Annotated in this window: 15 protein-coding genes; 13 read left to right on the forward strand and 2 right to left on the reverse strand. The window is 61.0% G+C overall.

From position 1 onward, the window contains the following. Nucleotides 1-303 precede the first annotated feature (303 nt). The 9 genes from LAC81_RS06430 to exoR all read left to right on the forward strand — a co-directional run bounded on the left by LAC81_RS06430 (nucleotide 304) and on the right by exoR (nucleotide 14,016). Nucleotides 304-2,778, forward strand: coding sequence for a ComEC/Rec2 family competence protein (locus LAC81_RS06430; protein WP_223727140.1), 2,475 nt, complete (start codon nucleotides 304-306; stop codon nucleotides 2,776-2,778). Between the two features lie 190 nt (nucleotides 2,779-2,968). Next, nucleotides 2,969-4,027, forward strand: a complete 1,059-nt coding sequence (gene exbB / locus LAC81_RS06435) for a tonB-system energizer ExbB (protein WP_223727141.1) — start codon at nucleotides 2,969-2,971, stop codon at nucleotides 4,025-4,027. Nucleotides 4,028-4,030: 3 nt separating this feature from the next. Further along, complete coding sequence (gene exbD, locus LAC81_RS06440; RefSeq protein ID WP_223727142.1) at nucleotides 4,031-4,456, forward strand: TonB system transport protein ExbD; 426 nt, start codon at nucleotides 4,031-4,033, stop codon at nucleotides 4,454-4,456. Nucleotides 4,457-4,692: 236 nt separating this feature from the next. Beyond that, nucleotides 4,693-5,358 carry a protein-L-isoaspartate O-methyltransferase family protein gene (locus tag LAC81_RS06445; protein ID WP_223727143.1) on the forward strand — a complete coding sequence of 222 codons (666 nt, stop codon included), beginning with the start codon at nucleotides 4,693-4,695 and terminating at the stop codon, nucleotides 5,356-5,358. A gap of 287 nt (nucleotides 5,359-5,645) precedes the next feature. Continuing rightward, nucleotides 5,646-7,007, forward strand: coding sequence for a TolC family outer membrane protein (locus LAC81_RS06450; protein ID WP_113537637.1), 1,362 nt, complete (start codon nucleotides 5,646-5,648; stop codon nucleotides 7,005-7,007). 180 nt (nucleotides 7,008-7,187) lie between these two features. Further along, nucleotides 7,188-8,003, forward strand: coding sequence for a PopZ family protein (locus tag LAC81_RS06455; protein WP_223727144.1), 816 nt, complete (start codon nucleotides 7,188-7,190; stop codon nucleotides 8,001-8,003). A 122-nt stretch (nucleotides 8,004-8,125) separates the two neighbouring features. After that, the gene (locus LAC81_RS06460) at nucleotides 8,126-10,966 is read left to right on the forward strand and encodes a valine--tRNA ligase (protein ID WP_223727145.1); all 2,841 of its coding nucleotides are present in this window, start codon (nucleotides 8,126-8,128) and stop codon (nucleotides 10,964-10,966) included. A gap of 488 nt (nucleotides 10,967-11,454) precedes the next feature. Next, nucleotides 11,455-12,732 carry an outer membrane protein transport protein gene (locus LAC81_RS06465; RefSeq protein WP_113537634.1) on the forward strand — a complete coding sequence of 426 codons (1,278 nt, stop codon included), beginning with the start codon at nucleotides 11,455-11,457 and terminating at the stop codon, nucleotides 12,730-12,732. Nucleotides 12,733-13,209: 477 nt separating this feature from the next. Beyond that, nucleotides 13,210-14,016, forward strand: a complete 807-nt coding sequence (gene exoR / locus LAC81_RS06470) for an exopolysaccharide production regulator ExoR (RefSeq protein ID WP_113537633.1) — start codon at nucleotides 13,210-13,212, stop codon at nucleotides 14,014-14,016. Between the two features lie 65 nt (nucleotides 14,017-14,081). On the opposite strand, the gene xth is transcribed toward exoR, so the two are convergent. After that, nucleotides 14,082-14,873 (reverse strand): exodeoxyribonuclease III, encoded by a 792-nt coding sequence (xth, locus tag LAC81_RS06475; protein ID WP_223727146.1) that lies wholly within the window; start codon nucleotides 14,871-14,873, stop codon nucleotides 14,082-14,084. A 206-nt stretch (nucleotides 14,874-15,079) separates the two neighbouring features. Here xth and LAC81_RS06480 point away from each other — a divergent pair, with 206 nt between their 5' ends. After that, nucleotides 15,080-16,543 (forward strand): phospholipase D-like domain-containing protein, encoded by a 1,464-nt coding sequence (locus LAC81_RS06480; protein ID WP_223727147.1) that lies wholly within the window; start codon nucleotides 15,080-15,082, stop codon nucleotides 16,541-16,543. Nucleotides 16,544-16,573: 30 nt separating this feature from the next. Here LAC81_RS06480 and erpA read toward each other — a convergent pair whose 3' ends face one another. After that, nucleotides 16,574-16,906: an iron-sulfur cluster insertion protein ErpA gene (gene erpA, locus LAC81_RS06485; RefSeq protein ID WP_223727148.1), complete on the reverse strand. Its 333-nt coding sequence runs from the start codon at nucleotides 16,904-16,906 to the stop codon at nucleotides 16,574-16,576. Nucleotides 16,907-17,118: 212 nt separating this feature from the next. On the opposite strand from erpA, the gene LAC81_RS06490 reads away from it, so the two are divergent. The 3 genes from LAC81_RS06490 (at nucleotide 17,119) to LAC81_RS06500 (ending at nucleotide 23,221) form a co-directional block, all read left to right on the forward strand. Next, the gene (locus tag LAC81_RS06490; protein WP_223727149.1) at nucleotides 17,119-18,336 is read left to right on the forward strand and encodes a deoxyguanosinetriphosphate triphosphohydrolase; all 1,218 of its coding nucleotides are present in this window, start codon (nucleotides 17,119-17,121) and stop codon (nucleotides 18,334-18,336) included. Nucleotides 18,337-18,433: 97 nt separating this feature from the next. Beyond that, nucleotides 18,434-20,194: an arginine--tRNA ligase gene (gene argS, locus LAC81_RS06495; RefSeq protein ID WP_223727150.1), complete on the forward strand. Its 1,761-nt coding sequence runs from the start codon at nucleotides 18,434-18,436 to the stop codon at nucleotides 20,192-20,194. 63 nt (nucleotides 20,195-20,257) lie between these two features. Then, nucleotides 20,258-23,221, forward strand: coding sequence for an SPOR domain-containing protein (locus LAC81_RS06500; RefSeq protein ID WP_223727151.1), 2,964 nt, complete (start codon nucleotides 20,258-20,260; stop codon nucleotides 23,219-23,221). Nucleotides 23,222-23,369: the final 148 nt, after the last annotated feature.

Genomic DNA, 23,369 nt, shown 5'->3' on the forward strand with positions numbered 1-23,369 from the left:
CTTATGGCAACGTGGCACCGAAACGTGCCACGAAAATGAACGTTGCGAATTTGCTATATGATTTATTTTCGACTGCCAAGCTGTACGAAAGGCAAATTGTGCGATGCGAAAATGTGCATACGGCGACGCAACAATGGCATGTTACGGCAATAAGTCCAAGGAGATCAACAATCTCGTCGGATGATGGTGCGGTACCATTCTATATAGGATTGCCGCTTTTTTCAGCAGATAGCGCCTCGGTTGCGGTTATGTGCCTTTGGTTGCATGATCGAGCGCGTATTCGGGGGAAAGAGCGCTGACGCAATGAGCGATACTGATACGCGGCAGGCTTCGCACGACGCGGAGCGCGGCAGCTTCATGTTGCCCGGCTCCGATGCTGCCACCGCCGTTGCGGTCTTTGCTCCCAATGTGCCGCGCAGCCTGATGTCGACACAGGTGCGCCGCGGTATCTCCAGGCTCTCGGCGCATCTCAGCCCGCGCACCATCAAGGCATCGATCGCCTCGGCAATCGAAGAAGAACGCGCATATGGTCACGGATTTGTGTTGATCCCGGTGCTGCTCATCTTCGGGGTCCTTACCTGGCTGTCGCTCCCGTTTGATGTCGGAATTGTCAAACTTGCACTGCTGCTTTGCATTTTCAGCATGGCAGCAGTGGTATGTATCGGAAAATTTGCACGGCTACGGGCGCCGTTGATCGCGGCGGCACTGTTTACCGCAGGAATGCTGCTGATCGCGGTCGACACCGTCCGCACCGACACGGTCGTCCTCGATGCACCGGTGACGACAAATGTGCGCGGCGTGGTGTTCTCACGCGAACAGGACGACAAAGGTCAATGGCGCTATGGGGTTGATGTTCAACAGACGACCGAGCCGCGCTTGCGCCGACAGCCGACGAAGGTCACGCTGGTGGCGCGCGGGCGCGAAGATCCGCTGCCGATAGGTGCGACCATTGAGGGCAGGGCGCGGTTGTCGCCGCCGTCCGGCCCGGCGCTACCGGGTTTGAACGACTTCGCGTTTGACAGCTACTTCAAAGGTATCGGTGCAGTCGGGTTCTTCTACGGCGCGCCGAAGGGCGGGGAAGCCCTTGCGACGGGCGAGACGAAGGCGAGTTCTCCCTCGTCCTTGGCAACCAGGATCGCCTCAATGCGCGAGGCCGTCGGAGAACGCATCCGTGCCGCGATCGGCGGCGACACCGGGGCGCTTGCGGCAGCGCTGGTCACCGCGGAAGAGCGAGCCATCAGCCGTGAGACCGTCGAGGTATTGCGGCAGTCCGGGCTGGCGCATGTGCTGGCGATCTCCGGCCTCAACATGGCACTTGCCGCCGGAACCTTCCTGATCGGCGCGCGCACTGTGCTCAGCATGATCCCTGGCCTGGCGCATCGTGTGGCGATCAAGAAGCTCGCGGCGAGCGGCGCGCTGCTGATGGTCTGTACCTACATTCTTATCTCCGGTGGCGCCGTGTCGGCATTGCGCGCCTGGATCATGATTTCCATCATGCTCATGGCCGTGTTTTTCGACCGCATGTCGATCAGCCTGCGCAACGTCGCACTGGCGGCGATCATCATCGTCGCCATAACGCCGTCTGCGGTTGCCGGGCCGGGTTTCCAGATGTCGTTTGCGGCGACCCTTGCGCTCGTTGCCGGCTATGCGCGCTGGCGCGAGCGACGGGAGACAGCGATGCCGGCGGCGGAGAGGCAGCGCAAGGGAAGGGGCTTGGTCACCGGCGTGATCGCCGGTGTCGTCATCACCTCGCTGATCGGTGGTTTGGCGACGTCGGTCTATTCGATCGCCTATTTCCACCGGTTGCCGGCATACGGTCTGCTCGCCAACGTTCTCACCATGCCCGTGATCAGCATCGTGATCATGCCGTTCGGCCTGTTCGCAATGCTCCTGATGCCCTTCGGGCTTGAGCATTATCCATTGTTGGCCATGGCGTGGGGCCTCGACCGGATGCTCGACATCGCCCGCTTCGTGGTCACTCTCGATGGCGAGATCGTCACGGGTCGTATCGGGCATCTCGGCTTCGTGCTGATTGCCGCAGGTGGGGTCCTCATCTGTGTATTGCGGAGTTGGCTGGCCCTGTCGGGCGCCGTCCTGATCTTCGCTGGCCTCGTCAGCCTCCCGCTGGAGCGCGACCATCTGCCCGATGTTATGATTTCCGAGGATGGCCGCCTCATCGGCCTCGTCGCGAACGATGCGATCGCGACCAACAGGGTGCGCCCGTCGGATTTCGTGTTCTCGCAATGGCAACGGGCTCTCGCGGTGGAAAACCACCTCAAGCCGGCGATGCTTCCGCTGCCGGAGGCAGGCGATCCTTATCCGGCTACGGAGCCGGCCGGGAAGAGTGCTCCGCCGCTCGACCAGGAAAAAGTGACTGCGATCCGTGCGGATCTGTCCTCGGCGATCGAGGCGAGCGCTGCAGGGGTCTTCGTCTGCCGGGAAAAACAATGGTGTGCGGCGCGTAACGCTTACGGCTGGACGATCGTTGCGCTCGAGAACCCGCGCCTTTTTCCGGCCTTGTGTGACCAAGCAGATCTTGTGGTGACCGCAGCCCGGGTCGACAGCGCGAAATGCCCGACCGCTCGCGCCCGGATCGTGAACGCGCAGACGTTGCGTCGCACCGGTGCAATCGAAGTTCGAGCGCAGCCGGATGCGGGACAAACGGCGGCCGGAATGCAATTTAGAACGTCTTTCACCGCGCTTTCCCGTCCATGGGAACGCCACCGCGCCTATGACTGGCGGACCGGTAGTTTCGCGGAAGGTCAGCCAGCCCTTTGACAGCGGTCGCGGCGCGCCTCCCCCGGCGCAGACGGGTTGCGAAATAATTCTTGATTGATAAACTCCACAAATCCTTGTCATTGCGCTCCCCTTTGCGTAAACAGCCGAAAAAGCACGTTAGGGATGTGGTGGGTGACGACAAATCCCTTCGCTCTCAATTGACGAAACGGATCAGTACGTGAGGAAGAAGATGCCGAACCGAGCCCGATCGACGATCAATCTGCTGGCCGCCGCAATGCTGGGCCTGTCATCGGCTGCTTTGCCTGCGGTTGCGTTCGCTCAGTCCGCAAGTGAAGGCGCATCGTCAGCCCCGGTCACGAGTGGCACTCAGGTCACGGTCACAGGATCGCCGGCGCCGGTCGCTGAAGGCCAGACGGTCGGCAGCGCACCGGTAAACCAGGCGCCCCCGATCACGCAGGTGCAGCCCGCAACACAGGCAGCCTCTCCTGAGGCCACCCCCGTTTCTGTCGACGGCGCTTCGACTGACGGTGCGGCGAACCCGGTGCTGCCGCACGACCTGTCGCCGATCGGCATGTTCATGGCGGCCGACCTGGTCGTCAAAAGCGTGATGGTTGGCCTTGCGTTGGCGTCCGTTGCCACCTGGGCGATCTTCCTGGTGAAGGCGCTTGAACTCCTTGGCGCCAAGGCGCGCCTCACGCGGGCGGTCCGCCTCCTGTCCGCCGCCAACGGCCTTGCTGACGTCAAGAACGCATTCGATGGGAAGTCGGGCCCGGCACCGGAGATGGTGGCTGCGGCGATCGACGAAATGGTACGTTCGGAGGCCGTCGTCGACCATGCGCCTGCAAGCGGCATCAAGGAGCGCGTGTCTTCGCTGTTGACCCGCATCGAGGTCCGCGCCGGAAAGCGCATGACTGGTGGCACCGGCATTCTGGCCTCGATCGGTTCGGTCGGTCCGTTCGTAGGCCTGTTCGGCACGGTATGGGGGATCATGAATTCCTTCATCGGCATCAGCAAGGCGCAGACGACGAATCTCGCGATCGTCGCGCCCGGTATTGCCGAAGCGCTGCTGGCAACCGCCATCGGCCTTGTGGCGGCCATTCCCGCAGTCATCATCTATAACTATTTTGCCCGCGCCGTTGGTGGCTACAAGGTGGTCCTGGCCGATGCTGCCGCCGCTGTGGAACGGCTCGTCAGCCGTGACCTCGACCATCGTCTGGTCCGCAAGGCGCAGCCCCGCCGACAGGAAGGCTTCGTCCATGCGGAAACGACCATCGCAAGGATCGGGTGACCCATGGCCGGAAAAGTCAGCCAAGGCGGCGGCGATCTCGACGAGAACAGTGAAATCAACGTCACGCCCTTCATCGACGTCATGCTCGTGCTGCTGATCATATTCATGGTGGCGGCGCCGCTCGCCACGGTGGACATGAAAGTGGACCTGCCGCAATCGGCGGCAAAACCTGCGCCGCGCGACGAAAAGCCGGTCTTCGTGACCTTGAAGGCCGATCTGGCGCTGGCGATCGGCAATGAAGAAACGGCCCGTGAGGCCTTCGCCGACGAATTGAAGCGTCTGACCGAGGGCAATACCGAGACGCGCGTTCTGCTTCGGGCCGACAAGGCCGTGGACTACGGCGAACTGATGACGGTCATGAACCTCATCCAGAATGCCGGCTATACCAAGATCGCCCTCGTGGGCCTGGAAGGCGCACCCGGGCGCTGACGTCGCCCGCGGCCCATGTCAGCGCAATGCGTCGCGCCGGGACCGCGCGCCGCCACCTTGATCGATCAAGGCTCTTCTTCCCCGATTTTCCGGCGCAATTTGCCGCTGTCGCTTGAAACCCGCGGGGCGGCGATTTAAGAGCTTACGTTAAAGGCTTTCCGTTGAGAGCCACAAGACGATCGCGCGGGCTTCTCCGAAAAGCGGCGCCGCGCCTATCCGGATACGAGGGCACTAGCATGAATTTCGAAGCAGCGCGCACCAAGATGGTGGACAACCAGATCCGGACGACGGATGTGACGTCCCACTCGATCTTGTCCGCCTTCCTCACCGTGCCGCGCGAGGAATTCGTGCCCGCGAAGATGAAGGAACTCGCCTATATCGACACCGACATCGCGCTTGACGGCACGAACGGCGGAGCGCCGCGCTTCCTGATGGAACCGTCGCCGCTCGCCAAGCTGCTGCAGCTGGCCGAGATCGCCAAGTCCGACGTCGTGCTCGAGATCGGCTGTGGCACCGGCTACGCTTCGGCGATCCTGTCGCTGGTCGCCGGCTCGGTCGTCGCGCTCGAAAGCGATGAGGGTCTTGCCGCCACCGCGACCGAAACGCTGGCGCGTCTCGGCTATGACAATATCGCGGTTGTCACTGGCGAACTCGAGAAGGGTTACGCCGCCGAAGCGCCTTACGATGTCATCTTCGTTCACGGTGCAGTGGAGGTCTTGCCTGCGGGTCTTTTCCAGCAGTTGCGCGATGGAGGACGTCTCGTCGTGGTCGAAGGATTTGGCAACGCTTCTCGCGCTAAACTCTATGTGCACGAGCACGGAAAAACCTCCGAGCGTGCCGACTTCAACACTGCGGTGAAACCGCTTCCCGGTTTCCGCCGCGCGCAGGAATTTGTTTTTTGAGGTCCCGCTTATTGAGGGATATCAACATTTGAATTCACCGCTAAAATAACAATGTTGCCAATTCGCAACGGGGCACTTGTTTCTTTTTGAAATGCCTGCGCAGAGTAGGGTTGCGCAGTTGTCGGAATCTGGAATCCGGGTTTCAAAGAGTGCTGTGGTAGTGATTTGCTCACCTGTGGGCGGTGTGAGCGCTTCATCGCCGTGTCTAGGCAGTGCCGTTTTGTAACGAGGACAGCGCTGCGGGAAATAGAGGGCAGGCTCTGCCGCCCCGATCGGAGAGAGAAGTAATGGTGTCGATTGTCCGCAAAGCGGCCCTGTGGGCCGCCGTTTCGACGAGTGTACTGGTTGCCCCGCACGCAGTACTGGCCGAGACGATCTTCGGTGCAATGGCCAAAGCCTACGCAAACAACCCGGATCTGAACGCTGCACGTGCGGGTCTGCGCGCAACCGACGAGAGCGTGCCGATCGCCAAGTCTGGCTTTCGCCCCCAAGTCGCGGCTTTCGCCAATGGGACGCTTTCGACCATCGACCGGGCGGACGGATCTCGGGATCTCCATCAGGGACAGGTCGGCGTATCCATAACGCAGATGGTCTTTGATGGCTTTCAGACGCTGAACAATGTTCGCGCGGCCGAGTCGAACGTGTTTGCCACCCGCGAATCGCTGCTTGCCAACGAGATGCAGATCTTGCTCTCGGCAGCGACCATCTACTCCAATATCGCGCGCGATCAGCAGCTGGTCTCGATCCGCAAGCAGAACATCGCCTTCCTGCAGGAGCAGGTGAACGCCGCCAAGGCGCGCCTTGACGTAGGTGAAGGCACCCGCACGGACGTGAGCCTTGCCGAGGCCTCGCTTGCCAACGCGCAATCGCAGCTCATCGTTGCCGTGGCGCAGTTGAAGCAGAGTGAAGCGACTTATGTTCGGATCGTCGGCGACTTGCCGAAGGCCATCAAGCAGGCGTCTCCGGCATCCAAGAACCTGCCGCGCACGCTCGATCAGGCCGTCGCAAGTGGCCTGCGTGATCATCCGACCATCCTCGCAGCACAGTACTCGGTTGATTCGGCCGGATACCAGGTGAAGTCGGCAGAGGGAACGATGCTGCCCGGCGTGACGCTTCAGGGGCAGGTCGGCCGCACGGCCGGCAATGTTACCGAAGACAACAATACGTCGAGCATTACGGCTCGCCTCGAGGTGCCGATCTATCAGGGTGGCCTCGAGTACGGTCAGATCCGGCAGGCGAAGGAACGCCTCGGACAACAGCGCATTTTGGTTGATTCGGCCCGAGCATCGATTCAGGAAACGATTGTCTCGGCATATGCTCAGCTTGAGGCGGCGATCGCACGCATTTCCGCCAACAAGGCGCAGATCTCTGCCGCCAAGCTGGCATTGGATGGCGTCATTGAAGAGCGCAAGGTCGGCCAGCGCACGACCCTCGACGTTCTCGATTCGCAGCAGGACGTGCTGCAAGCGCAGGAACTCCTGGCGCTTGCGCAGCGCGATGCGGTCGTCGCGAGCTATACCTTGCTTGCAGCTTCGGCGAGGCTGACCGTGAAGAGCCAGGGTTTGCAGGTGGCCGAATATCGCTCCGAAGAACATTACGAGGCCGTCAAGGACAAATGGTTCGGTCTTCGAACCGTCGACGGTCGCTAAAGAAAACGCCCCGGTCTCCCCGGGGCGTTTCTATTTTTGGCCCTGAAAACAAATCTGTGCAAGAATCTGGGTGGCTGATTCGTGGCGTATGTTTCGTCCGCGAACTCACATAAGGTTTCTCGGAAATCGGCGCATGTCCTGTTTTGAAACACATGCCGGCCGCGTCAAACGGGGATAGAAATGGCACAGCTCAATGTCGCGCGTGAACCTTCGATGGATGAGATCCTGGCATCCATTCGCAAGATCATCGAGAGCAACGAGCCTGGCCAGGCCGGGCTATCGCCGCAGGAGCGTTTCGAGGACGAACCGGGCGACGAGATCGAGCTGACGATCGACAGCGAGATCGAGACACTCGCTTTCGCCCAGCGCGAAGAGCCGATCGAAACATCGAGGCCTACTCCGGCGGCGCCGGCCGTGGAGCTTTCCATCGTTTCGTCCGAGACGAGCACGGTGGCGGCGCAGCCGCCGCTTTCGCTGGCCGATGTCGCAGCACGCGTTCGCGCGGCTTCGGAGCGGCACTCCACGGGCCTTGCCCCGCGTGAGGGCCAGCCGGTCGCGCCGGCTTCGGCGGTTCAGGACAGTCCGGTTGTCACGTCGCGCATGGCCGCCGTCTCGGCGCCCAGGGCTCCGGCCGCGCAACCGGTTACGGCCCCGGAAGTACACGAGGCGGTGGAAGCCGTCGCTGCCTCCGAGCCAGTGGAGATCCGCGACAGCGTCGAATCGCCCGCGCCGGCCGAAGTACCGGTGATCGAAACGGTGGCGCCCGAGAAGGCGATCGCCGCGATCGTTTCTCCGGAGGTCGGCCGGAAGGTCGCGCAGTCCTTCGACAATCTCGCCCTCGCGGTCGATCAGGGTGCAAGGCGTTCGTTTGACGATATTGCTCAGGAAATGTTGCGGCCTATGTTGCAGGAATGGCTGGACGACAATCTGCCGACACTCGTCGAACGGCTGGTTCGCGAGGAAATCGAGCGCGTTGCCCGCGGGCCGCGTCGCTGAAATTCGGGTCTTTTGATGCAGGAGGCCGCGACGACCGTCGCGGCTTTTTGCGTTCGTGTTGACTTGCACCGGCCGTTCCGGTTTACAAGACACAGACATCACTCTCCAAAATTGGCTCCAAAATGCTTGATAAGACCTACGATTCCGCATCCGTCGACCCGCGTATCGCCAAGAAGTGGGACGAAGAAAACGCGTTTCGTGCAGGTGCGGGTGCCAAGCCCGGCGCCGATAGCTTCTGCATCGTGATCCCGCCGCCGAACGTGACCGGTTCGCTGCACATGGGCCACGCGCTCAACAATACGCTTCAGGACGTCATGGTTCGCTTCGAACGCATGCGCGGCAAGGACGTGCTGTGGCAACCGGGCATGGACCATGCCGGTATCGCGACCCAGATGGTCGTCGAGCGCAGGCTGATGGAAACCCAGCAGCACCGTCGGCAGATGGGGCGCGAGGCCTTCATTGAAAAAGTCTGGGAGTGGAAGGCCGAATCCGGCGGTTTGATCTTCAACCAGTTGAAGCGGCTTGGCGCATCCTGCGACTGGTCGCGTGAGCGCTTCACCATGGACGATGGCCTCTCGGAAGCCGTCCTGGAGGTCTTTGTCTCGCTCTACAAGGAAGGGCTGATCTACAAGGACAAGCGCCTGGTCAACTGGGACCCGAAGCTCTTGACGGCGATTTCCGATCTTGAGGTCGAACAGCACGAGATCAACGGCAATCTCTGGTATCTGCGCTATCCGCTCGAGCCAGGTGTTACCTATGAACATCCGGTTGCCTTCGATGAGGAAGGCAAGGCGACCGAATGGGAGAAGCGCGACTATCTCGTCGTCGCCACCACCCGTCCGGAAACGATGCTCGGAGACAGCGGTATTGCCGTCAACCCGGACGACGAGCGCTACAGGCCGCTCCTCGGCAAGCATGTCATCCTGCCGATCGTCGGCCGGCGCATACCCGTCGTCGCCGACAGCTATGCGGATCCGACGGCCGGCACTGGTGCGGTCAAGATCACGCCTGCGCACGACTTCAACGACTTCGAGGTTGGCAAGCGTGCAGGTCTGCGCGCGATCAACATCATGACGATCGACGGTCGCGTCACCATCAAGGACAACGAGGAGTTCCTTGAAGGGCTTTCCGACCCCGCTGCTCTCCATGGTGCGTGGGACGAACTCGACGGCAAGGACCGGTTCGAGGCGCGCAAGATCGTCGTCAGGATCTTCGAAGAGGCTGGCCTGCTGGACAAGATCGAGCCGCACAAGCACATGGTCCCCCATGGCGACCGTGGCGGCGTGCCGATCGAGCCGCGCCTGACGGAACAATGGTACGTCGACGCCAAGACGCTCGCGAAGCCCGCGATTGCCGCGGTCAAGGAAGGCCGCACGAACTTCGTTCCGAAGAACTGGGAGAAGACCTACTTCGAGTGGATGGAGAACATCCAGCCCTGGTGCGTCTCACGCCAGCTCTGGTGGGGGCACCAGATCCCGGCCTGGTACGGCCCGGACGGTCAGGTCTTCGTCGAGAAGACCGAGGAAGAGGCGCTGCACGCGGCGATCCAACACTATATCGCCCATGAAGGTCCGATGAAGGCCTATGTCGAGGACCTGCTTGAGAACTTCAAGCCGGGCGAAATCCTGACACGCGACGAGGACGTGCTTGACACTTGGTTCTCGTCGGCACTCTGGCCGTTCTCCACGCTCGGCTGGCCGAACGAGACGCCGGAGCTTGAGAAGTACTATCAGACCGACGTTCTGGTAACCGGCTTCGACATCATCTTCTTCTGGGTCGCCCGCATGATGATGATGGGCCTGCACTTCATGAAGGATGCCGACGGCACCCCGGTCGAGCCGTTCCATACGGTCTACGTCCATGCGCTCGTTCGCGACAAGAACGGCCAGAAGATGTCGAAGTCGAAGGGCAACGTCATCGATCCGCTCGAACTCATCGACGAGTATGGAGCTGACGCGCTGCGCTTCACGCTGGCGATCATGGCTGCCCAGGGCCGCGACGTGAAGCTCGACCCTGCTCGTATCGCCGGCTACCGCAACTTCGGCACGAAGCTCTGGAACGCGACGCGTTTTGCCCAGATGAACGGTGTGGTCGACAGCGAAGGCTTCATCCCCGAGGCCGCTTCGCTCACCATCAATCGCTGGATCCTCACGGAACTCTCGCGCACCATCCGTGACGTCACCGAGGCGATCGAGGCCTATCGGTTCAACGAGGCGGCCGGCAGCCTCTACCGTTTCGTCTGGAATCAGTTCTGCGACTGGTACCTTGAGCTGCTGAAGCCGGTCTTCAACGGCGAGGACGAGGCAGCCAAGCGCGAGTCGCAGGCCTGCGTCGCCTATGTTCTCGATGAGATCTACAAGCTGCTGCATCCGTTCATGCCGTTCATGACCGAAGAGCTCTGGGCGCAGACGACCGGCGAGGGCCGCGAGCGTGAGACGCTGCTATGCCACGCCGAATGGCCGGCGGCCTCCTACGCCGATGACGCGGCGGCAGATGAGATCAACTGGCTGATTGATCTCGTGTCGGGTATCCGCTCCGTTCGTTCCGAGATGAACGTTCCGCCGGCCGCGACCGCGCCGCTGATCGTCGTCGGCGCGAATAGCCTGACACGCGAACGCCTGCAGCAGCATGCCCCGGCAATCGCGCGCCTGGCACGTGTCGAACACATCGACTATGCGACTGTCGCTCCGCGCGGCAGCGCCCAGATCGTCGTGGGCGAGGCGACCGCGTGCCTGCCGCTTGGCAACCTGATCGACCTTTCCGCCGAGAAGTCGCGCCTGGAGAAGGCGATCGCCAAGGTGGACGCAGAGCGCGAGCGTATTCTTGGCAAGCTGGCCAATGAAAAGTTCGTCGCGAACGCCAAGCCGGAACTGGTGGAAGCCGAGCGCGAGCGCTTGGTGGAGCTCGATCTTCAGAAAGAATCGCTCGGCGTTGCTCTTACCCGCGTAGCGGAAGCGGGCTAGGAAGCACGCTAAGGGTGCATCGGCGCAGGGCTTGAACGGCCAAGGAAATCAAAAATCCGCGACAGCAATGTCGCGGATTTTGTATTTTAGTATCATTGGATATACTTGCGTGCGCGAGCTTGGCGATCGAATCGCTGAGCTGAATACTGTTGGCCGCTCATGAAATCGCTTGGCATGCGCAAGCGGAGTTTCAACGGCCATTTTTGTTGATCTCCAGCAAAAACCAATATTGTTGTCTCCGCGACACAGCTTTCGCGAGTGTTGGAAGTTTATCCTATTTTATTGGCTTATTTACCTATTTCTCGGAATATCATTTCGGAAATGTGCGAATGTGTCTAAATCATGAGAATCTTACGTAAATTACGTGACGCATAGTGCCGCACCACCTCTGCCCCTGGCATTTGCGATTTCACATGTTCGTGAGAATACTTTCGCCACACGCGGCATGAGGTGGAATGCCGCAGATTGCAGTGCAGGGGAGGAGCTTAATGGCTCACATGAATTTTAAGCGTGGTGTCCTGACCGTGGCGGCTGGTTTGCTGCTTGCGTCAGCGGCCCACGCCGGCGGTCTTGAGCGCGGTGGTTACAACATCGACCTGCTGTTCGACCCGTCGGACTATGCTGGTGAAGCTTCGGCAACCTATGTCAATCCGCAGCGAGAGTTGAAGAACGTCCGCGATACAGACACCGCAAACACTGACATCATTGGCGGAACGTTTGGCGGCGGCAACTTGAATTACCGTCCGAACTCGGCCGACGACACGGAGGGCTATTGGGTGCCTCGCGTCGGTATCAAGGCATCGCTCGGCGACGCCTTTGACTGTATGGCGGACTATTCTCAGCCGTGGGGCGCGCATACTAATCCCGGCCAGAACTGGGCCGGCGCCAACAACAATATCGAAACGAAGGTGGATAGCGACAACTACGCTGCTACTTGCTCCTACAAATGGGACATGGGTCCGGGCCAGTTCCGCATTATCGGTGGTGTTTTCTACCAGGAGGTCAGCGGTTTCAAGGAGCGGCTGGTACAAGATTATACCGGTACCCCGTTTGCGGGTGTATTTTCAGGTATCGGCAGGCTTGAGCTCGAAGGAAATGGCTGGGGTTGGCGCGCGGGTGCTGCCTACGAAATTCCTGAGTATGCCGTTCGGGCCAGCCTCGTTTACAACAGCTCCGTAGACCTCGACAACCTTTCCGGTTTTATCGACCTCCGTCAGTTGGGCTTCGTCGTTCCAGGCGTAGGCGTTGTGACCGGCACGAAGTACGATGTAAATGGCTCGGCCTCGATGCCGGATTCGCTGGAACTCAAGCTCCAGAGCGGCATCGCTCCGGACTGGGCGGCATTCGGCTCGATCAAGTGGACGGACTGGAGCCAGCTTCAGGTTTTGAAGTTCTGCCCGGCGACTGTATCGCGCACCACACCGTGCACAAGTCTTGATCTGCTCTATCGCGATGGCTGGACCATCAGCGGCGGTATCGGTCACAAGTTCAATGATCAATGGAGCGGTGCCGTCAGCCTGACCTGGGATCGCGGTACTAGTCACGGTTACGGAACGCAAACCGACACATGGATGCTGGGCACCGGCGTATCCTACACACCGACCGAGCATGTCGAGTTCCGTCTTGCTGGCGCAGTTGGTATTCTGACAGGCGGCAGTTCGGGCGCAGTTAATTTTCAAGGTGACGTCATTGGCGACGACGTCTCCTACGATTTCGGTGACGATTTTGTCGGAGCGATCTCGACTTCGCTCAAGGTTAAGTTCTGATCCTTCGTTGATCTGACTGTTAAAGGGGCCCGGTTTCACCCGGGCCTTTCTTTTGGTGTGGAGCCATTTAACCAAGCTCCTGCACCGTTCGCCAATGTGACGATTCAGCAACACATTTAATGCTAGAGTTTGCTAGCATCGGACTCGTCCCGGCTATGTCCATTTCCCGCCACAAACAGGGAGCAGCGATAGTAGGGACAGACCTGCAACCGTGAAAACGAGACCTGCGGTGTTTGGTGTGAAGTGAAACTCGGACTGTCGATGTTCATGTCAGATGTGGCCTCCGGCACCCTTGTGCAAGTGGTCGAATGAAATGGTCTTTTCGGCGCAGTTGTCGAAGTTTCGTTTTGGAATGGGTGCGTCGATGTCGTCGGCGGAATTGGTGAAGTTTTGGACGACGGCGGGTCGTCCGGGCGTTTGTGTTTGCAGCGGTGATGAGTTCGGCGTGGCCGGCTGGAACGGAAGAATTAGACTGTGATGCTTGCGGGTGAACTAAAGTCACTGAAGGTTGCGATACTCGGCGTGTCGCTGGCGGTCTGCGGGACCATCGCCATGCCGGCCCATGCCTTTGATCCGGGGGCGGGCGTCTCGAAAGAATCCGGTCCCTTTGCGCTCTTCAAATTCGGCTTCTCGGCCTACAAGAACGGCCGCAAGGACGAGGCCATCGAAGCCTACAAATACGCAGCGGAGAAGGGGCATACCGGATCCCGCTGGGCTCTGGCCAATATGTATGCCTATGGCGACGGTGTCGCCGAAAACGACCTCGAAGCCTTCAAGATCTACAGCGAGATCGCCCAGCAGGGTGTGGAGCCGGGCTCCGAAGATACCGGCTATTTCGTCAACGCGTTGATTTCTCTTGCCGGCTACTACCGGCGAGGCATTCCCGACAGCCCGATCAAGTCGGATATGGCCCAGGCGCGGCAACTCTATTTCCAGGCGGCGTCGACCTTTGGCGTTGCTGAGGCGCAGTTCCAGCTCGCGCGCATGCTGCTCTCGGGCGAGGGCGGCAGTGTCAACGTTCAGCAGGCAAAGAAGTGGTTGAACCGAGCCCGTAAAAGCGGACATGCCGGTGCCATGGGTGTCTTCGGCAACGTAATTTTCCAGGAAGGCCAGACCATTCGCGGTCTCGCCTTTATGACGGCCGCACTCGACCAGTGTTCGCCGAAGGATCGGCCCTGGATGCAGTCAATGCAGGAGCAGGCATTTTCGCTGGCGAGCGAGGACGACCGGCGCACGGCAATCGCTCTGTCGCAAAACCTGCACATGCAAGGCGATGACGACTGAGACCTGCGCGCGGCAAGCCTTAAGCCAGCACGGCTAGGATAAGCGACAAGCTGCAGTTCCGCGCCTCAGGCAGCGGCGAAGGCAAACTCACCGATAACAGGAACATGGTCCGAGGGCTTTTCCCAGGCGCGGACATGTTTGTCGATCGACGTCGAAACCAGACGATCGGCCGCTTCCGGCGAAAGCATCAGATGATCGATGCGAATGCCGAAATTCTTGGGCCAGCAGCCGGCCTGATAATCCCAGAACGTATAGAGCGGGACCGCGTCCGAGGTCGCCCGGACAGCATCGATGAAGCCGAGATTGCGCAGGCGCCGAAACGCGGCGCGGGTTTCCGGCAGGAAGAGGGCGTCGTTCTGCCAGACCTTGATGTCCCAGCAGTCGTGCTCCTCCGGGATGACGTTGTAGTCGCCGGCCAGGATGAAGGGTTCTTCGAGCAGAAGGCGCTGCTCGGCGTAAGCGGTAAGCCGGCGCATCCAGGCGAGCTTGTAGGGGTACTTCTCGCTATCGACGGGATTGCCGTTCGGCAGGTAGAGCGAGCAGACGCGGATTACGCCGCCTTCAACCGAGAACACGCCTTCGATGAAGCGCGATTGTTCGTCCGAATCGTCTCCGGGCAGGCCGCGGTTGACTTCGTCTGGGCGCAGCTTGGAGAGGAGGGCGACGCCGTTGAAGCCCTTCTGGCCGTGGGTCTCGACATGGTAGCCGAGCGCCTCGATCTCCAGACGCGGAAATCCGTCGTCGACGGACTTGATCTCCTGAAGGCAGACGATATCCGGATTGGCTTCCTTGAGCCATGCCAGGAGGCTGTCGATTCGCGCCTTGACGCCATTGATGTTCCAGGTGGCAATCTTCATGGCTCGAAACGCCCTTCCATACAGGTGAGTCCTTGCGGCCGGACTCTTCTAGCTGCTCCGGATTCTTTTGACAAATCCGATACCTGCGGGCAATCGGGCCTTATGGCTGAGCTGCAACGACGGCGTGCGGCGCCGTGCGCGGTTTATACGGTATAGGTGCGGACGCTCGAATTGATTCCGGTCCATGGCCGGCTATAGTCCGGCGCATGATCGATCTCTTGCAGAACTACTGGCCGCATATCCTGGCGCTGCTGTCCTTCGCGCTCGGTATCCCGGCCGCCATTCACGCGGCCATGACCAAAGACGACGTACGCGCCGCCGCGGGCTGGGTCGGTGTCGTTCTGCTCTCGCCGATCGTCGGGGCGCTGCTGTATGCCGTTGCCGGCATCAACCGTATCCGCCGCTCCTCCATCGGCTCGCAGCGCGCGCTGCTGCGCGGGCACGGCCCCGATCAATTCGGCCGATTCGATATCTCCGAAACGGACATCAGTGGACGTTTCGGCAATCGTTTCGCCGCGATGAAGATACTCGGGGACCGCGTTTCCAGGCATCGCATGTGCTCAGGCAACAGCATCGATGTGTTGGCAGGTGGAGACGCTGCCTATGCGGCCATGCTGACGGCAATCGCCGCAGCGCAGCGCAGCATCCTGATCGAGAGCTATATCTTCGATCGCGATGTCATCGGCCTGCGCTTCGCCGATGCCCTGATCGCCGCGGTCGCACGGGGCGTCGAAGTGCGTGTGCTGATCGACGCAGTCGGGGCACGCTATTCGGTCCCCAGCATTGTCGGTCACCTGAAAACGGCCGGTATTCCGACCGCAGTCTTCAACGGCAATATCATCATGGGGCTGAGGCTGCCCTATGCCAATCTCCGCACACACCGGAAGATCCTGGTGGTCGATGGCTGCGTCGCCTTCGCCGGCGGCATGAATATCCGCGCCGGCTTTACGAGTGAGATCGCCGGCGAGGTGCCGTCCCTCGACACCCATTTTCGGGTGACGGGGCCGGTTGTCGCCGACATCTTTCAGGTCGCGGCCGAAGACTGGCAGTTTTCCAGCGGTGAGATGCTGGCAGGCGCCGCCTGGGCACTCGAAGAAATGCCGTTGCCGGCAGAAACGCCGTCCGTGTTGATGCGCGCCATACCTTCAGGGCCGGACGCAACGAACGAAACCAATCACAAGATGTTGATGGGTGCGTTTTCGGTAGCGCGAAAGAACATCCGCGTGATGTCGCCCTATTTTCTTCCGGACCGTGAGTTGATCAGCGCGTTGGTGACGGCAGCGCGCCGGGGCGTCGAGGTCGACATCATCGTGCCTGCGGTCAACAACCTGCTTCTGGTCGATCGCGCAATGACCGCGCAGTTTGATCAGGTGTTGAAGGGGCATTGTCGGGTCTGGCGCGCCGAGGGTGCGTTCAACCACTCGAAGCTTCTGGTCGTGGACGAGCGCTGGGCCTATGTCGGATCGACCAACCTCGATCCGCGCTCCTTGCGGCTCAACTTCGAGTTCGACCTCGAAGTGCTGGACGATGGTTTCGCCCATACGATCAGCGGCATGATATCGGATGTCCTGGCCTCGGCCGAACCGGTCACGCTCGAGGCCCTGCGTGCCAAGCCACTCTTCGACCGGCTGGCAAATCGTGTGCTCTGGCTGGGGTCGCCGTATCTTTGACGGCGACTTGGGCCGGGCCTTCTGGCCGTGTCAGATGGAAAAACTCGTTCCACATCCGCAGCTTGCGACCGCATTCGGATTCTTGATCTGAAACGACTGGCCGAGCAGGTTGTCGACGAAGTCGATCTCCGAGCCACCCATGTAGACGAGCGACAGGCTGTCGATCAAAACCTTGGCCTCGTTCTTCTCCAGTACCAGATCGTCGTCATTGGCACTGTCGACCAAGTCGAACTTATAGGAGAATCCCGAGCAGCCGCCGCCTTCGACGGACACCCGCATCGCATTGTTGTGACTGTCCGAACGAAGGATCGTGGCGATCCGCTTTGCAGCGGCGTCCGAAAGGGTCACGGTGTCTTGCGTCATATCTGCCTCCTGCCGGGGTCAAGAACCGGAGAGATTTGCTTGTTGTTGCAGCATCGTCTCAGCCAACGTCGAAGGCCGTTTTAACCTCCCTGGCCAAGCCGTTGCTTTCACTTGCGGAATCGGTCGATGCTTGCGCGACGCGTTTCCGTGGCTTTCACTATAGGTATGAAGGCTTCAATGTCCCGTCAATGGGATGACGATTTGGGTGGAAAATGACATTCGACAAAAATGCGCTGGGCTTCGGTTATGGCGAACACGCTCCGTTCGCGTCGAACCCCTGGGCGACGCGTGGCAGGCTCTATCTGGAAGCTTCGAGCGCAACACGTTCGGATTTCCAGCGCGACCGCGACCGTATTGTCCACACGACGGCGTTTCGCCGGCTGAAACACAAGACACAGGTCTTCATCGCAGCCGACGGCGATCACTACCGGACGCGGCTGACGCACACGATCGAGGTGGCGCAGATCGCCCGCGCCCTGGCGCGCGCCCTCAAGCTTGACGAGGATCTTGCAGAAGGGGTCGCGCTGGTTCACGATTTCGGCCACACGCCATTCGGGCACACCGGCGAGGACGCCCTGCACGAAATGTTGAAGCCGTATGGGGGCTTCGATCACAATGCCCAGTCGCTGCGCATCGTCACCAAGCTCGAGCGGCGCTACGCCGAGTTCGACGGGCTCAACCTGACCTGGGAGAGCCTGGAGGGGTTGGTCAAGCACAATGGGCCGCTGCTGACTCCTGATGGACAGGGCACGCGTGGACCGGTGCCGCAGCCCATCCTGGACTATTGTGCCGTTCATGATCTGGAACTGGCGACTTTCGCGAGCATGGAAGCGCAGGTCGCCGCCATCGCGGACGACATCGCCTACAACACACACGATATCGACGACGGTCTGCGGGCTGGCTATCTGACATTCGAGATGCTGGAGGACGTGCCGTTCCTTGCCCGTCTGATGCGCGAAGTTCACGACCGTTATCCCGGTCTTGAAAGCAGCCGCTTCACGCACGAAATCATGCGCCGTCAGATCACGGCGATGGTCGAGGACGTCATTGGCGTCGCCCAGCAATGCATCGCGGACATTCGCCCTGAGAGCGCTGCCGACGTACGCCAGGCGGGTACGGTCATGGCGACGTTCTCCGAGGAAATGAGCGAGACCGACAAGCAGATCAAGCGTCTGCTGATGACCCGCATCTACCGTCATCCTGAAGTGATGCGGGTGCGGGAGGGGGCGGCATCGATCGTCTGCGATCTCTATCACGCCTTCATGGATGACCCGCAATTGATGCGGGAGCACTATTGGATCGACCAGATTGCCGGCATGGCCGAACCGGTGCGGGCCCGTCACGTCGGCGATTACCTCGCCGGCATGACCGATACCTTCGCGATCAGCGTGCACAAGCGCTTGTTTGACCATACGCCGGATTTGCGGTAGGGACGCCCCGCCCGGAGGCTTGCGGTTCAATCGAACCGGGCCTCCTTTTTGAGTTTTGCGCCGACCACATGTTGGTCGGGAAAAGCGGACGGATCAGATGAATCTCTTCACGGACTTCGAATCAAGAATTAAGGACATTCTCGAAACGCTTGATAGCGTTCGAGAAAAGCGATCCGAACTTGACTTCGGCCGTGTCAATGTCGAACCGCCGCGCGATCCGAGCCACGGCGATGTCGCGACCAACGCCGCCATGGTGCTGGCGAAGCCGCTTGGCATGAACCCGCGCGCGCTCGCCGAACTTATCGTTGAAAAACTGAGGCAGGATCCGGAAGTCACCGAAGTGACCGTTGCCGGCCCGGGCTTCATCAACGTCCGGCTTTCGGTATCCTATTGGCAGAAGCTGCTGTCGAACATGGTGCGCACCGGCCTCGACTATGGCCGCAGCACCGTCGGTTCTGGCCGCAAGGTCAACGTCGAGTATGTCTCGGCCAACCCAACCGGACCGATGCATGTCGGCCATTGCCGCGGCGCCGTTGTCGGCGATGCGCTTGCCAACCTGCTGGCCTTTGCCGGTTATCAGGTGACCAAGGAATACTACATCAACGATGCAGGGTCGCAGATCGACGTTCTCGCGCGCTCCGCCTTCCTGCGCTATCGCCAGGCGCTTGGCGAAGAGATTGGCGAAATCCCGGCGGGCCTCTATCCGGGTGATTACCTCGTTCCGGTTGGCGAGGCGCTTGCCGACGAATTCGGCACGAGCCTGCGCCTGATGCCCGAAGACAAGTGGATGCCGCTCGTCAAGGACCGGACGATCGATGCGATGATGGTGATGATCCGCGAAGATCTCGCGGCGTTGAACGTCAACCATGATGTCTTCTTCTCCGAACGGACGCTTCACGCCAACGGTGCGGCGGCGATTCGTACCGCCATCAACGACCTGACCTTCAAGGGGCACGTCTACAAGGGCACGTTGCCGCCACCGAAGGGGCAGCTTCCGGAGGACTGGGAAGATCGCGAGCAGACGCTGTTCCGCTCGACGGAGGTCGGTGACGATATCGACCGCCCGCTGATCAAGTCGGACGGAAGCTACACCTACTTCGCCGCCGACGTTGCCTACTTCAAGGACAAGTTCGACCGCGGCTTCGACGAGATGATCTATGTGCTGGGTGCCGACCATGGCGGTTACGTCAAGCGGCTCGAGGCTCTGGCGCGCGCCGTATCCGGCGGTTCGTCGAAGCTTACGGTTCTGTTGTGCCAGCTGGTCAAGCTCTTCCGTGACGGCGAACCGGTCAAGATGTCGAAGCGCTCCGGCGATTTCGTCACGCTGCGCGACGTCGTCGATGAAGTCGGTCGCGATCCGGTTCGTTTCATGATGATCTATCGGAAGAATTCCGAACCGCTCGACTTCGACTTTGCCAAGGTCACAGAACAGTCCAAGGATAATCCGGTCTTTTACGTGCAATATGCCCATGCACGTTGCCGGTCGGTGTTCCGTCAGGCGGCAGAAGCTTTCCCGGACCTGGATATCGAATCGCTTGATTTCGCCGGTGCCATTCAGGGGCACATCGTTGATCCGACAGAGCTTCAGCTCGTCGCCAAGCTCGCAGAATATCCGCGCGTGATCGAGGCTGCGGCACTGGCTCAGGAGCCGCATCGCATCGCGTTTTACCTGTATGATCTTGCCGCTGCCTTCCACGGACATTGGAACAAAGGTAAAGAGAATCCGGAATTACGTTTTGTTAACGATAAAAATAGAGAATTAAGTACTGCCAGACTCGGGCTGGTGCATGCTGTCGCTTCGGTATTGAAGTCCGGCCTGTCTATTACAGGCACCTCCGCGCCGGAGGAAATGCGATAAGTATTGTCACCATTTTCCCACAATGCACTGGCACATAAATACAGGCAATTGTGAGTGGAGAGCATGGCAGACAAACAATTCGCACGAAGCGGGCCGGCTGAATTCGATGTATTGGCAGACGATGATCCGTTGGCCGAACTCGCCCGGATCGTCGGTTACGATGCCCGGCCGGCCGTACAGCAATTGCAAGAGTTGCAACGACATCAGGAGGCGGTCCGTCAGGATCCCACCTTCGATCTCGAAGACGAACTCCTTCGCGCTTTCGATAGCTATGATGCGCCCCGCGCTGCGGAGCAGCCTGCTGTCGAGCCGGTTTCTGCGCCACAGCCGGCCGAAGAGGCTCGGATCGAGCCGGTAGCCGAGCTCGCGGAAGAGTATGAAGCCCCGATCTTCCGTCAGCCTGAACCGGTCGCAGCGCCGGCCGCCGTCGTCGAAGACGAGCCGGAACCGGTCGTCGAGGTCCACTCGTTCTCGCCCGCTCCTCAGCTTGTCGAGGCCGATAGCGCGGAATTTGCCGCCGATGAGCCGGCATTCGATCTGGAGCGTGAGCTCGAACTGTCGCTCGGCGAAGCCGATCTGCTGCCGTTCGAAGACGAGCCGGCATCCGAGGCAAGAGAAGAGGTCGTCGACGACTGGCAGGCTCCGGCCGCAGAGCTGTCTACGGCTTGGGCCGAGCCTGCTCCTGTTGTCGAGCCGACCCCGGTATATGTCGAACCGGCCCCGGTGCTCTATGCCGAACCGGCACCGGTCTACGTCGAGCCCACGCCAGACTATGCCGGGCCGACCTTTGACGTTGCTCCCGAGGCGCACGCGGATGATGCGGTATATGCGAACGAGACAGTCGCGGTAGACGGCGCTGGACATGACGCCGCCGGCGACGATCTTCTTGCGGATGTGGAGCGGTTCCCGGTTCCGCCAGTGGCTGCCGTAGTTGCCGCTGCCGTGCAGTCGCATCCGGCGCTTCATGCGACGGAACAGCCCGCCGCTGCCCCGGTCAATACGGTTGCAGCGCCGCTGAAGAAGAGCCCCTATCCCTTTACACCAACCTTCAGCCGGGCGACGCCCGTCGCTTCGGCTACGGGCGCCAGCCAGCAGCGCGCCTTTGCCGGTCCGCTGGTGTCGCAGGCCGCTCCGGTCGCCGCACCTGCAATTGCAGCGGTCGTCACACCGGCCGCTACGCCGGTGGTGGAGGCTCTCCAGCCGGTTCGACCCGCCCAGGTCGTAGCGGAACCAGAAAATGAGCCGGGCTTCGACATCGAGAACTTCGAAATGGAGCTCTCCGACGCCGCGCTGAAGCTCGATCTTGCCGACCTCGGCCCGACCGAACCGGTTGCCGTCGCGCCTGCCGTCGTGCCGCAAGCCGTCGCGCAGCCGGTCATTGAGGCGCCCGTCATGGAGGCGGCCGCTCCGCAGCGCGAACCGGAACGTTCTGTCGAAACCTTCATGGCTGAGGCCCCGGTAGAGCAGCAGGACGCACAGCCAGAAAGCACGCTGCCCTTCGATCCCTCGATGATCGCAGAAGCAGAGAACGGCGTGGCGCCGATCGCCGACATGGACGTGCCGCAGCTGCCGGTCATCGAAACGGAAAAGCCGGTCGCCTATCCGGCAGACTACGATCTCGATATCGACGCTGAAATGGCGCAGCTGTTCGGCACGCCGGCTCCGGCTGCCAAGGATGTCCGGCCGGTTGCGGTTGAAAAGGTCGAGGCGGCTCGTCCGGTTCCGGCGGCAAGCGCAAATCCTTCATTTGGCACCGGCGGCCTAGACGATTTCGACGCTTTCGAAAAAGCGATGGAAGAGGATTTCCGCCGCTCCATGACCGAGCGTCAGTCCCCGGCGCGTGATGCCGAGCGGGTTTCCGCCGCGCAGCGCGAGGAAGATGCGGGCGACTATCGCGACTACGGCTCGGGCCGGCGGTCGCAGCGTACGATGCTGCTTGCAGCAAGCGTTGCCGGCGTCATCATTCTCGGCGGCGCGGCTGTCTACGCCTGGATGGGCGGCAGCGATGCGGCAACCACTGCCGAAGGCCCCAAGATCATTCTCGCCGACAAGGGACCGGTAAAGGTCGTGCCGGAAGAAAAGGGCGGCAAGACCGTGCCGAACCAGGACAAGGCGGTTTACGATCGCGTCGCTGGAGCACAGGCCGGTGCGCCGCAGCAGGATGCATTGGTTTCTTCGACTGAAGAACCGATGGACGTCGTTCAGAAGACGCTGACGCCGGAAACGCTGCCGCTCGAGGGCAGCGACGACTCAGATGGCCTGCAGGCAAACCTGCCGGCCGACGACGAGGATGGCGCTCGTCTGCTGCCGGACGGTGGCGCCCAGACTGCCGCTCAGGAAGAAGACAAGGCACCGGCCGTCGCACCGCGCAAGGTGCGCACGATGATCGTCAAGCCGGACGGTACGCTGGTCGCTCGTGAAGAGCCGGCTGCCGCACCGGCGACCGATGTCGCCGGCACGACGCAGCCGCTGCCGGAAGCGCCCTCGAAGGAAGTCGCGTCGGCTGATGTGACCGCGGCCGGTCAGGCATCGGCTAGTGTCGACCAGGTGGCGCTCGCTGCAACGGGCAATGCCAACATCGAACAGGTTCCGGTCCGCAACGTGACGACCACGGCAACCGGTGACAAGGCGCCGAAGCCACAGACGCGTCCGGCCGAGCAGCAGGCTAACGTGGCCGCGGCACCCGCAGATCGCGGCAATGCTCGTCCGGCTGACGAGCAGGCGGTGGCTGCGGCGGCAGAAGCGCAGCCAGCGCAGCAGGTCGCAACGGCATCAGTTCCGGCCGGCGGATACTTCATCCAGGTCGCGTCCCTGCCGTCCGAAGCTGAGGCGCAGAAATCCTACAACAGCCTTTCCAGCAAGTTCGGCAACGTCATCGGCGGTCGCGGGGTCGATATCCGCAAGGCGGAGATCGCCGGCAAGGGCACCTACTATCGCGTCCGCATCCCGGCCGGCTCCAAGGAAGAGGCAAACGCCCTGTGCTCCAAGTATAAGGGTGCAGGCGGAAGCTGCCTGGTCACCAAGTAAGCCGGGCAAACGGATAGAGTTGAGGAGGGCGCGGCTCGTGAGTCGCGCCCTTCGTATTTTCAGGGCTTTGACCGCCGCATGGCCCTGTGTATGAGCGACGGGCCCTCGTCTTTGTGGCTTCGCGTCGGGCGGTACCCGCTCTATGCTC

The sequence above is a fragment of the Ensifer adhaerens genome (assembly GCF_020035535.1).
In the GTDB taxonomy this organism is placed as follows: Bacteria; Pseudomonadota; Alphaproteobacteria; order Rhizobiales; family Rhizobiaceae; genus Ensifer.